This is a genomic window from Lysinibacillus boronitolerans JCM 21713 = 10a = NBRC 103108, assembly GCF_000772935.1.
Lineage (GTDB): Bacteria > Bacillota > Bacilli > Bacillales_A > Planococcaceae > Lysinibacillus > Lysinibacillus boronitolerans.
In genome coordinates this window covers 211,269-226,539 of record NZ_JPVR01000077.1, presented here as the reverse complement: position 1 = coordinate 226,539, position 15,271 = coordinate 211,269, and the positions used below count along the sequence as shown (strand labels likewise).

The window sequence follows — 15,271 nt, the reverse complement described above, 5'->3', positions numbered from 1 at the left end:
GCACTAGGATGGTAGAGGTACGTATTGAAGATTGGAAACTAACGATTGATAAGGAAAAAACAAATGCGCTTTATATGACACATCTGCAAGCAGGGGATCCATTAGCCTATCAAAATTTTCTTCTGGCAAATGAAAAGTTAGATGAAGAACTACTGCATTTTTCAAATAGCCTTGGGTTAAACTTACAACAACCAACATTATTGAATGCTTTTCCTGTCGACGGTCAACAGATTATGTATAGTGGGTATTATACTGTATGTGGGGCAATCGTAGAGGGTGAAATGGATGCTTGGGATGTAATTGTTGGGGAGCATTGCTTTAGTTTAGTAGAGGAAGAGTCAATACTGGCTTTAACTGAGCCTCATTTTCACATTGGTTTTGAGGTCGTATTACAGTGGCTTTTACCTCAATCTTTAGAATTAACGAAGAAATAAGGTGAATGAAGTATGCCTATTTTGCAAATTAAAGATGTGACAAAAGTGTACGAAGGTAAAGTAACACATCGTGCATTAAATCAATTGAGCTTTGACGTGGAAGAAGGCGAGTTTTTAGCTGTTATGGGCCCCTCAGGGAGCGGTAAAACGACATTACTGAATATTATTTCGACCATCGATGAACCAACTAGTGGAGAAATCATACTGGATGGAATGAATCCACATAAATTGAATGCAACAGAGCTTGCGTACTTTAGAAGAAGACAGCTCGGTTTTGTGTTTCAGGATTTCAATCTTTTGCATATGCTGACGGTCGAGGAAAATATCGTGTTGCCCTTAACGTTAGATCAGCAGCCGCTAGAGGTAATGGAGGAGCGTCTGGCAAGTATTGTAGAAAAGCTAGACTTAACTTCCTTCCTTCATAAACGTCCAAATGAAATATCTGGGGGACAGGCACAAAGAACGGCAATTGGTCGTGCACTTATTCATAATCCTAGTCTCATTTTAGCGGACGAGCCGACAGGTAATTTAGATTCAAATTCTTCACGTGATGTGCTTGAACTATTAACAAAGGTGAATCAGGATAAACAAACGACAATCGTGATGGTCACGCATGATCCGATTGCAGCAAGTTATTGTGATCGAGTGTTATTCATTAAAGATGGTGAATTTTTTAATGAAATTTATCGAGATGACCGTCGTCAGATGTTTTTCCAACGGATATTAAATGTTTTGAGCTTACTAGGAGGAGGGCAAGTAGGTGACCTTTCGACAATTCGCTTACCGTAATGTCGTGCGGAACAGCCGGATATATGGTGCCTTTTTCATGGCAAGCTTTTTTTCTGTGGCTGTATTTTTTATCTATTCTATGTTGATGTTTCACCCTGATATTGAACGTGGGATATTAGGGGAGATGTCTCTCATTGGTATGGTGGGGGCTGAAATTGTTCTCGTCCTGTTTACATTATTCTTTTTATATTATTCCATGAGTGCTTTTTTAGAGGCCAGATCACATGAGTTTGCCATTTTATTGCATTTGGGAATGGAAAAACGTCAGATGAATAGACTTGTCTTTTTAGAGACAATGATTATTGGAACAGGCTCCATTATTGTAGGAATTGTCTTTGGTTTCTCATTTTCAAAATTCTTTTTTATGATTGTTCGGGAAATTTTACATTTAGATGATTTACCACTGTACGTTTCATGGGAGCCATTTTTACTGACGATTGGTGTTTTCACAAGTGCATTTTTCGTTATTTCTTTTATTAGTGTGTATTTTACACGAGAGAGAAAATTACGAGATCTTATTAAAGGCAGTGATTATTTAAATAGCTTAACAACGTATTCCAAAATACGAGCTTTCTATGGTATTGCTTTAATTGTAACGACGTATGTCCTCGCGTTTGTTGTGGGTCATACATCACTAATCGGGCTAACGCTGTTAATACCATTTTCTGCAACATTTGGCACCTATTATTTTTTCAGTGATTCCGTGCCTTGTTTTTTAGATTTAGCACGTGGGAAACGCAAATATCATTGGCAACGTTATCGTCTCCTGTCACTAGCAGAACAAACGCATATAATGATGGATAACGTGAAAATGTTTTTCGTTGTGACGATGGTATCGACACTTGCATTTTTATCTGTTGGTGTATTAGCGACGATGTCCTCTTATACCACTCAATATGATCGATTAAATCCACTCGGACTGGTATATAAGGGGGATGTCGATAACCCATATGAACGGGAGCATATCAATTCTTTAAGGCTACAATTAGAGGAGAAAGGTTTATCTTATCAGCTATCCCGATTTATTGTTGTAAAGCAAACCTCTTCCTACACGCGAAATGAAGTGGAGGTTTTTCGCGAGTCCGATATGAATGTCTTGCTTTCTTCCTATAGTTATCCATTATTAAATCTGGGAGCAGGTGAGGCAGTATTCATTCCTTATTCGGAGGATTCCCTAAAAAAATTAAAAGATCGAGTCGTGCAGACGGTTTTAGAAGAAAACAATATACCGCTCACTATCGATAGTGTCTATCCAAAAATTGTGTTTCCAGGCTCGATTGTAAGTGTTAATTCGATTGTCATTAGTGATGAAGACTTCGCTAAGCTTATTCATCCGATTTCCGATCAAGATATTATTCAACCAAGCTATCATCTATTTACATTTGTTATTCCTCAATGGATGGAAACAAAGGATATCGGTAAGGATATAGAACATCTAGAATCCAATCTGTATTTTATTAAAAAGAATAGATTTAGCCCTTTTTACTTTGAAAATGCAGGATTAAATTATTCTTATATATTAGCTACCTACTCATTATTTACATTAGTGGGTGTCTTAGTAGCTACTGTATTTTTACTTGCGGCTGGTAGCTTTATCTATTTTAAATTGCATACATCCCTCGAACGTGAAAAGCGTAAATTTGATGTGTTAAAGCGTATGGGTTTAACAGATACGGAGCTAAAAAAGCTAGTTAATCGCCATTTGTTTCCCCAATTCTTCTTACCTTGGGGTGTTGCGATGATGCATAGTGCCTTTGCTTTTCTAATGGTTCAAGGTATTTTAAGAGACTTTGCAAATATATCGATTGTAAAAGAAGTATTCTTTGCTTTTGGCTTTTTTGTCTTAATACAAGTTGTTTATTTTTATTTAATTCGATGGCGCTATATCTCCCATATTCGCTCATGAGGTAATGGTTTAAAAGAGAAAAAAATGAATTATTTAACGTAATTTATGACATGAGATAAAAAGACTCATTGTTTTTTAGATATATTTCTTATATAATATTACTGAATAGCGATTCATTTTATACGATAAGGGGATGGTGTAATTGAATTTAGTTTCACGTGTTCGTCAACAGGCAACAGAACAACCTGAAAAAGTGGCGTATCATTTTATGGGGAAAGATACGACTTACGGGGAATTTGAGCATACTGTTGGCCGCTTTGCAAAAGGATTACAAGATTTAGGCGTTGAAAAAGGGGATCATGTGGCGTTTTTACTCGGCAACACGCCACATTACTTAATTGCTCTCTATGCAACAATGCGCTTAGGGGCAACGGCAATACCTGTTAATCCAATCTATACACCTGATGAAATTTCTTATATTTTGCATAATGGAGATGTAAAAGCGGTCATTGCTCTGGATATGTTGCTACCATTGGTTGAAAAAGGTGTACAAGCATTTCCACAAGTAAAAACATTTATAGTTTGTGAAACAACACCAGATATAGCGGAAAAAGTGGCAGCTTTATCACCACAAGCACAAGAAAAAACACATTTATTTACACATGTCATCGCCAAAACAACTCAATCTTTACAACCTATTGAAGTTGCAGATGATGACAATGCCATTATTTTATATACTTCAGGAACTACAGGTAGTCCAAAGGGGGCCATGCTGACACATGGTAATGTGTACTCAAATGCACGAGATGTTGCTCATTATTTAGGCATTAATGCAGAGGACCGTGTTATTGCGACACTTCCTGTCTTCCATGTATTTGCCTTAACGGTTGTAGTTAATGCACCTTTATTAAGTGGAGCAACAGTTTTACTTGCACCACGCTTTAGCCCTAGCGAAATTTTTGCTTTAGCAAGAGAGCAAAAAGCAACGGTATTTGCTGGTGTTCCTACTATGTATAATTTCTTATACCAATTACCGGAAGGCAATCCTGAAGATTTCTCGACTATTCGTTTAGCTATTTCAGGTGGCGCTTCCTTGCCTGTTGCGCTATTACATAATTTCGAGCAGAAATTTAATGTGCGTGTGTCAGAGGGATATGGCTTATCCGAAGCTTCACCTGTTACATGTTTTAACCCACTAGATCGTGATCGTAAAGCTGGCTCTATTGGAACATCTATCAGCAATGTTGAGAACAAAGTTGTCGATGTCAATGGTCAGGAAGTACCTGTGGGCGAAGTTGGAGAGCTAATTGTACGGGGTCCCAATGTGATGAAGGGATACTATAAAATGCCTGAAGAAACAGCGATGGCGATTCGTGACGGCTGGCTCTATACAGGAGATTTAGCAAAGGTAGATGAAGAAGGGTATTTCTACATTGTTGACCGTAAAAAGGACATGATTATTGTGGGGGGCTTCAATGTTTATCCACGTGAAGTGGAGGAAGTGCTGTTTGCCCATAATAATATTGTGGAGGCAGCAGTAGTAGGCTTCCCAGACCCTAACTTAGGGGAAGCGGTACATGCCTATGTTGTGTTAAAAGAAGTAGCGGCTACTACAACAGACGATCTTCTATCCTATTGTGCTAAACATATGGTGAAGTACAAGGTTCCGAAGGTAATTGAGATACTGGATGAACTACCAAAAAACACTACAGGAAAAATATTAAGACGCTCATTAAAAGAAAAAGTTTAAGCAAGAAAAGCTACTATTGAAAAATGGTAGCTATTTTTTTGTACATTATTCGTATAATAGTAAAATCAGTTGAGAGTAGATATCAGTAAGTGATAAAATCAAACTTGTGAAATCTTCTACATACTTTTCGAGGGCTTGTCATATAGTGAGGAAGTAATGTAAAAAGACGTACAAAACTGGAACCCTTTGAGGTGAAGCCACGTCAAAGCTTTTAGGTAAAAATACTATTGAAAGAGAGCATACAAAAACATGTTAGAACTCATTAAGGAGTTAATAAGTTTTATTGTGCATATTGATGTGCATTTAGAAGAAATTATTCGTGATTTTGGCAATTGGAGTTATCTTATTTTATTTGCGATTGTTTTTGTAGAAACAGGCGTTGTTATTTTCCCATTCTTACCTGGCGATTCCTTGTTATTTGCAAGTGGAACATTAGCAGCAGCAATGGGCGCGTTCGATATGTGGATTTTAATCCCTGTATTTTTAGCAGCAGCTATTTTGGGAGATACGGTGAATTATCATATTGGACATAAGGTAGGGACATCTATTCCACCAAAGAGCCTCCTCGGTAGAGTTGTTAAAAAGGAACGTATGGAAGCAGCTGAAAAATTCTTTAATACACATGGTGGGAAAACGATCGTGATCGCTCGTTTCATGCCATTTATTCGTACATTTATCCCGTTTGTGGCGGGTGCAAGTAAAATGAAATATAGTTATTTCTTATTTTATAATATTTTTGGTGCTATTTTATGGGTATTCAGTTGTACATTATTAGGTTACTTCTTTGGGAATATTCCAATTATTAAAGATAACTTCTCAGTTGTATTGATTTTGATTATCTTTATATCGGTTGTGCCTGCAGTGATCGGAGCAATAAAATCCAGAGTCGGTAAATAATATGGATAGTCCTCAAGTGAGCAATGTCACGGGGGACTGTCCTTTCTTTTTAATTATCTAAAAAAGCCGATTTGGCATGTTAAGTTAGCTTGAAGTATAAGCATCAGGTCGTAAAAAATGTTATACTATAAATTACTAGAAAATGGAGAAATGGGGGGCAACGGAATGGAAGTATTCATTGGCAGACAGCCTATATTTAATCTTCATGAGCAAGTCGTTGCATATGAATTGTTATATCGTAGCAAAAACGTAAATGCCTTTCCAATGGTCGATTCAGATGCAGCAACGATTGACGTACTTGTGAACTCATTTCTTTCAATTGGTTTTGAAGAGGTAACGAAAGGTAAACCTGGTTTTGTAAATTTTACTGAAAACTTATTGATGAGCTCTATATATGAATTTTTAAATCCCTCACAGGTAGTGATTGAGATATTAGAAGATGTTCCACTTACCTATCAATTAGTGGAACGTGTAATTGAGCTAAAAAAACAGGGGTTTCAAATCGCTTTGGATGATTTTATGATGGATGATCAAGTGGAAGTTTATGATGAATTATTCGAACAAATTGATTATATTAAGGTGGATTTTTTAGCTTCTTCCATTGTAAAAAGAATGGAAATCGAAAATAAAGTTAAGGAGAAGTTTCCACATATTCAATTGCTTGCTGAAAAAGTAGAGACGCGTCATCAATTTGAAGTCGCTAAATCCTCTGGCTATGTGTTATTTCAAGGTTATTTTTTTGAACAACCGCAAATAATACGAGCAACAGACATTCCAGCAAATGCGATTCAATATATTCACACTATCTCCTTACTAAAAGAGGAAGAACCGAATATTCAATTGTTAGCAGAAAATATTGAACGTGATATTTCATTAACATACAAGTTATTGCAAATGATTAATAACTCATCTAAACGTTCTAAATCGAAAGTGCGCTCCATCAAACAAGCGATTGTGTTATTGGGTGTATCAAATCTACGTAAATGGATTTATTTATTGGCCATGCGTGAAATTGATATTGATGCCGATTCCGATCTTTTTAAAGAAGTGATGTGTACGTCTTTATTCCGAGCTAAGGTTTGTGAAAAACTAGCTAAGCTAGCTTATAAAAAGAATTTCTCAGAGTATTTTTTAGTCGGCATGTTTTCTCTAATTGATACATTACTTCAAAGACCGATGAATGTTATTTTACAGCAGCTACCATTCTCAGAGGATATTACGAATACCATTCTAGGCTTTGAAACGGAAATGACTCCTTATTTGGAGTTTAGTGTTGCGTTAAGTAAACTAGATTGGCCGCGCTTAGAAGAGCTAGCTGTACAGTTGAATATTCAGTTAGTTGACATTGATCTTTTATATTATGAAGCCATTGAATGGGCAGAAAAATCATTTTAAACTAATTCAGCAAAAGCTATCTTATTGATTACAGTAAGATAGCTTATTTTACAGATCCTCAATAAAGTATCCCTTCATCAAGATGAAGTTCTCAATGCTAAAAGTATTTGCTATAATCATCTCGTCTTTAAAAAATTCTGATAGTTGAAGTGGGCGTGGGGAAATGAAACATGATGTGAGAGATAGCATTGTGGAGTATGTGTATGTCATTGTAGGAGCGGCAGTAATTGCTATTGGTTTTAATGTCTTTTTATTACCAAATCAAGTCGCTTCAGGTGGGGTAAGTGGAATTAGTACGATTTTGCATGGTTTGTTTGGCTGGAATCCGGGAATTGTTCAGTATGCGTTTAACATTCCGCTTTTTATTGCTGGTGTTTTATTACTGGGCAAAAAATTTGGGATAAAATCCTTTATTGGGACAATTACGTTACCGTTTATTGTTTTATTAACAAATAGCTGGGAACCTTGGACTGATAATCCTTTATTGGGTGCTCTTTTTGGTGGAATTGTTGTTGGACTAGGAATAGGAATGGTCTTTAAGGGGAATGCTTCAACTGGTGGCACTGATTTACTAGCGCAAATCATTACGAAGTATACAGGATTGTCGCTTGGAACAAGTGTGCTGTTAATAGATGGCGTAATCGCAATTAGTGCAGCAATTGTTTTTGACTTAGAAAAAGGTTTGTATGCTCTCATTGGACTTTATGTTACCACAAAAACGATTGATATTATTCAGCTAGGTTTTAGTCAATCTAAAATGGTCTATATCATTACATTGAAACAAGATGAGGTTAGAGAAGCCATTTATGCTGAAATTAATCGTGGTGTAACGAAGTTACCAGCAATTGGTGGGTATACAGGAGAGGCACGACCAGTACTGATGGTTGTTGTTTATCAAACAGAATTCACAAAGCTGAAACAACTCATTAAAAGCGTTGACCCATCAGCGTTTGTTATCGTTTCTGATGCATACGAGGTATTAGGAGAAGGTTTCAAACGTGCATAATTTTGGTATAATGGCGGCGTAAGGTATTTATTATGAGGAGGGGTACTAATGAAAAAAGCAATGTTAACATTAGTGTTCGGATCAGCAATCTTCTTAGCTGCATGTGGCGGCGGAGATAAAACTGCATCTAATAATGGTAATGAAAGTGCTGCAGAGCCAAATGGCGAAGCAATTGCGATGAAATCTTGTGTTACTTGTCATGGTGGCGAGCTACAAGGTGCAAATGGTCCAGCATTAAATAATGTAGGTTCACGTTTGTCTGAATCAGAAATTTTAGATATTATAAATAATGGTAAAAACGGCATGCCTGCAGGATTAGTAAAAGGTGCAGATGCTGAGGCAGTTGCTAAGTGGTTAGCAACTCAAAAATAATTGCTTTTTAAAAACTAGCGGGCTGGAGAGCCGCTAGTTTTTTTAGTGCAAGCAAACGCTGTATTGAGAGTAAATACATTTCTTTTACACATAGACATGCTAAAATAAGGTGAACCTTATCCATTGATTGGAGGCTTTTTCATTGGTCGTAGTATTAACAAGAGATGTTATGGAGAAATTTAAGTTAGAGTTATTAGCTGGTGAAGAAGGAATAGGCAGGACAATTGTGACAAGCGATATCTCAAGACCAGGGCTTGAAATGGCAGGATACTTTACTCATTATCCAGCGAATCGTGTACAATTACTCGGCAAGACTGAACTTTCCTTTTTTGAAATGCTCCCAGCAGATGTTAAGCTTGAGCGTATGCGTTTACTTTGTTCACAGGACACGCCTGCTATCATTATTTCTAGAGATTTAGAAGTACCAGAGGAGCTTATTCAAGCATCAAACGAAAAGCATGTACCTGTGTTTAAAACACATATGACCACAACCAAATTTTCGAGTAGATTGACGAACTACTTAGAGGGACGCTTAGCTCCGATGACAGCAGCGCACGGGGTACTTGTCGATGTTTATGGCATCGGTGTGCTTATAATTGGTAAAAGTGGTGTGGGTAAAAGTGAAACAGCTCTTGAACTTGTAAAAAAAGGTCATCGTTTAGTAGCGGATGATTGTGTTGAAATTCGTCAAGAATCAGAGAACCTATTAATTGGAAGCCCTCCACCTTTATTAGAGCACTTATTGGAAATACGAGGCATCGGCATTATTGACATTATGACACTATTTGGTGCAAGTGCAGTACGCCCCTATAAACGTATTACCCTCATCATTGAACTCGAAATATGGGATCCACAAAAAGTTTATGATCGATTAGGCTTAGAAGAAGAAAAAATGAAAATAATCGATACGGAACTAACAAAATTAACAATTCCAGTAAGACCAGGGCGCAATGTCTCCGTTATTATTGAAGTAGCAGCGATGAATTATCGTTTAAAGAAAATGGGCGTCAATGCGGCAGAGGAATTTTCAAGACGTTTAGATGAAGTGATTTCATCAAATGATGTGTTAGACGATTAAAAATTTTTAAACAATATTGTTAATTGGATATTGAGAGGAGTAGAAAATGGATTTATTACTATTGCAAATTGACCCGATTGCCTTTCATTTAGGACCAATTCCAGTTCGTTGGTATGGATTGCTGATTGTATCGGGAATCATTTTAGCCTATGTTGTTGGGCAGAGAGAGGCCGTTAAGCGAGGTTTGCCTGAAGACTTTCTTGCAGATTTATTATTATGGGCAGTGCCTATATCCATTGTCTGTGCACGTATTTACTATGTGTCAATGCGATGGGATTACTATAGCGAAAATCCAGGCAAAATCATTGAGATATGGAATGGTGGTATTGCCATCCACGGTGCACTCATCGGGGCATTTGTGACAGCTTACATATTTACTCGTATAAAAAATGTAAGCTTTTTACGAGTAGCAGATATTGCAGCACCTAGTATTTTAATCGGGCAGATTATTGGTCGATGGGGCAACTTTATGAACCAAGAGGCTTATGGTGGTGAGGTATCGAAAGCATTTTTAGAAAACCTAATGCTACCAGATTGGATTATTAATCAAATGTATATCGAAGAATTAGGTTCTTATGTACATCCCACTTTTTTATATGAATCGGTTTGGAACCTAATTGGGCTTATCATTTTATTAGTTTTGCGCAAAGTGAACTTAAATCGTGGTGAAATTTTCTTTAGTTATTTAATTTGGTATTCTATCGGTCGCTTCTTTATCGAAGGAATGCGTACAGATAGCCTCTACTTAGTTGGAGATTTACGTTCAGCACAGGTTGTATCCATTATTGGTATTGTAGTGGGTCTAGGTGCCATTATTTATCGTAGAATAAAGGTGAAACCAGCCGTAAAATACTTGGATAATAAATAAGGGGTTGTAAAAAATGGCTGTAAAGGCACTACTATTTGATTTTGATGGAACTTTACTGAATACAAATGATTTAATCATTCAAACATTTATGCATGTATTAAATGAGCGATTTCCCGGGCAATATTCGCCAAAAGACTGCCTGAAATTCATCGGTCCATCATTGAAACAGACATTTAATGACATTGCACCAGGTGAAGAAGATACTTTGATAGAAATGTATCGAGCTTGGAATATTGCACACCATGATGAACTAGTTAGCCAATACCCTGATGTTGTGTCAACACTTGAGCAATTAAAAGCGCAAGGTATACGATTGGCTATTGTTTCGACGAAACGTAATGAGACCATCGATCGTGGACTTGCTATTCTTGGTGCAACACATCTATTTGATGTACGTATTGGTACAGATGATGTGAATAATGTGAAGCCTGATCCAGAGCCAGTATTACTTGCGTTGGAAAGATTAGGAATAGAAAAAGACTATGCGATTATGATTGGTGATAATTCGCACGATATTGAAGCTGGACATCGTGCTGGTGTAAGAGCAGCAGGTGTCGCTTGGGCAATTAAGGGAGAGGCTTACTTACAGCAGTATCAACCAGAATATATGTTGCAACATATGTCAGATTTATTTGATATTGTGAAAGAGGGGTAAGGTAGATGGCGCGTAAAACAGAACGTTACCGTGTCCAAGGAGCCAATTCACTTTGGAATATATATGACACGGTGTCCTTTTGGAAGGTGATGAAGTGTTTCATTGTCATTCAAATCGGACGCTTCACACCCTTTTTACGTGTGAAAAACTGGCTTTATCGTACGTTTTTAAGCATGACTATTGGAAAGCAAACGTCATTAGCCTTAATGGTCATGCCAGATACCATGTTTCCTGAACGAATTTTCATTGGAGACAACACTGTGATTGGATTTAACACAACCATTTTAGCACATGAATATTTAATAGAGGAATATCGCTTAGGTGATGTGCATATTGGAAATGAAGTAATGATTGGGGCAAATTCAACCATTTTACCAGGAGTAACAATTGGTGATGGCGCCATTGTTTCAGCTGCCACTCTTGTACATAAGGATGTGCCAGCAGGCTGTTTAGCAGGGGGGAATCCGATGCAAATTATTTACACTGCTGAACAAATGGCAGAGCGCAAACGTAATGAGGTTGTAGAGTGGTGTACACCAAAGAAATAATAAAAACTCACGTAGTATGATCTATACTTCGTGAGTTTTTTAGCATAAAAAAGCTACTCCAAAACACACTATTTTTTGGAGTAGCTTTTACTGTTTATATAAGAGTTACGTCAGAGTCTGATTTGAATTTACAAGTGTCATGATCGCCTAAGCAAGTTGTTTCAACAAAAGTTAATTTAATTGCAGTCCTATCAATGTTTTCAGTTGAGTGAAGTGACACTTTGTCACAGGGTTTGGATATTGAGAATAGTCTATTGATGATTGATTTGTCACATTTTAGACATACTCTTGTTCTCGCTAAAGCATTTTGTCAAATTATAAGAAAAATGAGTCAAGCTTTTTTTGCAAGTCTTTTCAATTCAATGTGTATAATTAACAGAATAATAAGTATTTAAAGATTTCGATAATTAATGAGGATAACGTTGACTGTTTTATTGAAATAAGTTAAAATTCTTTCATAATCTAATTCTCTAACACTCTAGTGAATTAAAGTGAAATGTGAGGAAGTGTCCATATGTCGTCGATAAAAATGTTTGAAAAACCACTTGGAATGCGCGATACATTTCCGCAAATCTATGAGAAAGTTGAAGCAGTTAGACATGCTGGTAGAGACTTTTTATATAAGAGGGGGTATGAGTTTATAAAAACGCCTGCGGTGGAGTATTTCGATACAGTGGGGAAGGCTTCAGCGATTGCTGATGCTCATTTATTTAAGTTAGTGGATAGCCAAGGAAATACGTTAGTGCTGCGACCTGACATGACTACACCGATTGCTCGAGTGGCTACATCGAAACTATTAAAGGAAATGATTCCACTACGCCTTGCCTATTTTGCAAGCGTTTTTCGAGCGCAGGAAGCAGAAGGTGGCAGGCCAGCTGAGTTTGATCAAATGGGAATTGAGTTAATAGGTGATCAATCAGTTTTTGCCGATGCAGAAGTTATTGTAACGGCAATGGAGCTATTAAAGCATTTTAAATTGGAAGAGTTTAAAATCACAATTGGACATGCTGGTATATTAAATTGCATTTTACAAGATTACACAGAGAGTATTGAACAGCAAACAACGCTTAGAACATTGCTTGTCCAACGAAATTATGTAGGGTTTGAAGAAGCAGTAGAATCATTTGATCTGCCAAAAGCTAAATCCGATGCCCTCTTACAATTTATTGAAGAAGCCATGAATGTCAAGGATATACGAGATATTGAAAAATATGTACGTAAAAATGACGCATTAGAATACATGCAACAACTTGCTCAACTACTTGAAATGGCTGACTTAGCTGATTATGTAGCTTTTGATTTCACACTTTCGAGTCATATGAGTTATTACACGGGTATGCTATTTGAAGTATTTGCTGTAGGAAGTGGCTTCCTATTAGGAAATGGAGGCCGTTATGATGGCTTGTTAGAGGTATTTGGTTCAAAGGTTGGTGCTACAGGATTTAGTATTCGTGTGGATCGTTTATTAGAAACACTTAATGGGCAGTCCGAGAAACGACAGGAAGCAACAGTTGTACTTTTTGAAGAAGAACAATTTGAGGCAGCTTTACTAAAGGTTAAAACTTTACGAGCAGCAGGAAAATTAGCTACTTTGCAGTTACGTAGTAGTCTAGTCGATGAAGCGGCCTTTTTAGCATATTTTACAGAAGTGGTGGTAGTTGGACAGGAGGAAGTTGGCGGTGAATGAATTAACGATTGCAATGCCCAAAGGACGAATCTTTGAAGAGGCATATCAAATGCTGTTAAAGGCAGGCTTTAATTTACCAGAAGAAGTAGAAATGTCACGTAAATTAATGATTGAAATACCAGAGGAAAAAATTCGCTTTATTTTATCAAAGCCAATGGATGTTCCTGTCTATGTTGAACATGGTGTTGCGGATATAGGTATTGCTGGTAAGGATGTCTTGTTAGAGCAACAGCGAGAGGTGCATGAATTACTTGATTTGAAAATTAGTAATTGCTATATCGCTTCTGCAGGCTTACCAAACACCTCCATGAATGAGATTGCGCCAAGAATTGCTACGAAATATCCGAATATTGCAATGAAATACTACAAAGGCATTGGTGAGCAAGTGGAAATAATCGAGCTCAATGGTTCTATTGAATTAGCACCAATGATTGGCTTAGCTGATCGAATTGTCGATATTGTTTCTACAGGTCGTACATTAAAAGAGAACGGCTTAGTAGAATATGAATTTATTACTGCTGTCTCTTCTCGATTAATTGCAAACCCAGTAAGTTATCGTATGAAAGGTGAGCGTATTATTGATCTTGTGAAGCGATTAAAGAAATGTGTGAATGAGCAGAAAGAGTAATCATTTTTAGCTACATATGAGGACTAAAGGGGATTAATCCGATGAAAATAACAAAGCTTGAAAAAGGCATTTCCTTAAAAAGACCACTTGAAGGAGGAAATGAGGAACAAATAAAAGTTGTGCGACAAGTCCTTTCGGATGTTAAGGTACAGGGAGATGCGGCGTTACGTACCTATACTGAGATGTGGGATGGCTATGTCCCTAAGAGTTTGCGCGTCTCTGAAGAAGAAATACAAGAAGCAGTAAGTGAACTTGATCCTCAACTTTATAAGGACTTAGCGGAAGCAGCAGAAAATATTCGCTTTTATCATGAACAACAGATACGTTCAGGGTATCGCCTAGAACTGGGAGAGGGTTCTTGGTTAGGTCAACGGGTAACGGCCTTAGATGCAGTAGGACTATATGTTCCAGGTGGTACAGCAGCCTACCCTTCATCTGTATTGATGAATGTGATACCAGCGCAGGTTGCAGGGGTGAAACGTATTGTTATTACTTCACCTGCAGGGCAGAAAGGGAAACTACCAGCAGGTGTACTTGTGGCGGCTCACCTTTTAGGGATTGATGAGATTTATAAAGTTGGTGGGGCACAGGCCATAGCTGCACTTGCCTATGGCACGGAAACAATTTCCCCAGTCGATAAAATAACAGGTCCAGGAAATATTTATGTGGCACTTGCCAAACGTGAGGTATTTGGAGAAGTGGCCATTGATATGATCGCTGGACCGAGTGAAATTGCTGTGCTGGCTGATGATACAGCCTATCCTGATGAAATTGCTGCAGACCTTTTATCACAAGCAGAGCACGATCCGCTAGCTTGCGCAATTCTTGTCACAACCTCAGAGCAATTAGCTAAAAAAGTAGCTGAGGAAGTAGAGAAGCAGCTGCTGAACTTACCACGTCAAGAAGTAGCGCGTGCTTCTATAGAGAAATTTGGGGTAATTTATGTAGCTGAAACATTAGCGGATGCAGTGGAAGCTATTAATTCATTAGCACCAGAGCATTTAGAAATTGTGACAGAAAATGCGGAGGCACTAGCTGAGCAAATAAGACATGCTGGCGGTATTTTTATAGGTCGATATAGTTCTGAGCCAGTTGGTGATTATTTTGCAGGGACCAATCATGTACTACCAACCAATAGTACGGCTCGTTTTGCAAGTGGCTTAAATGTCGATGATTTTGTGAAAAAATCAAGTATTGTTTACTATAGTAAAAAAACCTGGAGTGACAATGCATCAAAAATTGCACGTCTAGCGCGTATGGAAGGCTTAGAGGGACATGCTCGTGCAGTGGAATCACGTGGATGGGAGAAGGAATAGGA

15 protein-coding genes are annotated in these 15,271 nt (G+C 37.7%); all 15 read left to right on the top strand.

Annotation, left to right across the window (positions count from 1 at the left end):
* Positions 1-8: 8 nt before the first annotated feature.
* The 15 genes from CD31_RS15445 (at position 9) to hisD (ending at position 15,269) form a co-directional block, all read left to right on the top strand.
* Positions 9-434 (top strand): hypothetical protein, encoded by a 426-nt coding sequence (locus CD31_RS15445; protein ID WP_036078845.1) that lies wholly within the window; start codon positions 9-11, stop codon positions 432-434.
* A 12-nt stretch (positions 435-446) separates the two neighbouring features.
* On the top strand, positions 447-1,223 hold the full coding sequence (locus CD31_RS15440) for an ABC transporter ATP-binding protein (RefSeq protein ID WP_004230460.1): 777 nt from the start codon (positions 447-449) through the stop codon (positions 1,221-1,223).
* A complete protein-coding gene (locus CD31_RS15435) occupies positions 1,195-3,129 on the top strand; it encodes an FtsX-like permease family protein (RefSeq protein ID WP_036078843.1) in 1,935 nt (644 codons plus the stop codon). The genes CD31_RS15440 and CD31_RS15435 overlap by 29 nt, the downstream gene beginning before the upstream one ends.
* A 142-nt stretch (positions 3,130-3,271) precedes the next feature.
* Positions 3,272-4,819, top strand: coding sequence for a fatty acid--CoA ligase family protein (locus CD31_RS15430; protein WP_036078841.1), 1,548 nt, complete (start codon positions 3,272-3,274; stop codon positions 4,817-4,819).
* 249 nt (positions 4,820-5,068) lie between these two features.
* On the top strand, positions 5,069-5,716 hold the full coding sequence (locus CD31_RS15425; RefSeq protein ID WP_036078838.1) for a VTT domain-containing protein: 648 nt from the start codon (positions 5,069-5,071) through the stop codon (positions 5,714-5,716).
* A 165-nt stretch (positions 5,717-5,881) separates the two neighbouring features.
* Positions 5,882-7,111, top strand: coding sequence for an EAL and HDOD domain-containing protein (locus tag CD31_RS15420; RefSeq protein WP_036078836.1), 1,230 nt, complete (start codon positions 5,882-5,884; stop codon positions 7,109-7,111).
* Between the two features lie 163 nt (positions 7,112-7,274).
* On the top strand, positions 7,275-8,117 hold the full coding sequence (locus CD31_RS15415) for a YitT family protein (RefSeq protein ID WP_036078835.1): 843 nt from the start codon (positions 7,275-7,277) through the stop codon (positions 8,115-8,117).
* A 48-nt stretch (positions 8,118-8,165) separates the two neighbouring features.
* Positions 8,166-8,489: a cytochrome c551 gene (gene cccB / locus CD31_RS15410; protein WP_036078833.1), complete on the top strand. Its 324-nt coding sequence runs from the start codon at positions 8,166-8,168 to the stop codon at positions 8,487-8,489.
* A gap of 142 nt (positions 8,490-8,631) precedes the next feature.
* Positions 8,632-9,567, top strand: a complete 936-nt coding sequence (hprK, locus tag CD31_RS15405) for an HPr(Ser) kinase/phosphatase (protein WP_004227974.1) — start codon at positions 8,632-8,634, stop codon at positions 9,565-9,567.
* Between the two features lie 46 nt (positions 9,568-9,613).
* The gene (gene lgt, locus CD31_RS15400) at positions 9,614-10,435 is read left to right on the top strand and encodes a prolipoprotein diacylglyceryl transferase (RefSeq protein WP_016991708.1); all 822 of its coding nucleotides are present in this window, start codon (positions 9,614-9,616) and stop codon (positions 10,433-10,435) included.
* A gap of 13 nt (positions 10,436-10,448) precedes the next feature.
* Positions 10,449-11,090: a pyrophosphatase PpaX gene (gene ppaX / locus CD31_RS15395; RefSeq protein ID WP_036078831.1), complete on the top strand. Its 642-nt coding sequence runs from the start codon at positions 10,449-10,451 to the stop codon at positions 11,088-11,090.
* A 5-nt stretch (positions 11,091-11,095) separates the two neighbouring features.
* The gene (locus CD31_RS15390; protein ID WP_016991706.1) at positions 11,096-11,638 is read left to right on the top strand and encodes an acyltransferase; all 543 of its coding nucleotides are present in this window, start codon (positions 11,096-11,098) and stop codon (positions 11,636-11,638) included.
* A gap of 514 nt (positions 11,639-12,152) precedes the next feature.
* Positions 12,153-13,325 carry an ATP phosphoribosyltransferase regulatory subunit gene (locus tag CD31_RS15385; RefSeq protein WP_016993565.1) on the top strand — a complete coding sequence of 391 codons (1,173 nt, stop codon included), beginning with the start codon at positions 12,153-12,155 and terminating at the stop codon, positions 13,323-13,325.
* Positions 13,318-13,953, top strand: a complete 636-nt coding sequence (gene hisG, locus CD31_RS15380) for an ATP phosphoribosyltransferase (RefSeq protein WP_036078829.1) — start codon at positions 13,318-13,320, stop codon at positions 13,951-13,953. Before CD31_RS15385 ends, hisG begins: the two co-directional genes overlap by 8 nt.
* Positions 13,954-13,994: 41 nt before the next feature.
* Entirely contained in the window at positions 13,995-15,269 is a 1,275-nt protein-coding gene (gene hisD, locus CD31_RS15375) for a histidinol dehydrogenase (protein ID WP_016993563.1), read from the top strand.
* Positions 15,270-15,271: the final 2 nt, after the last annotated feature.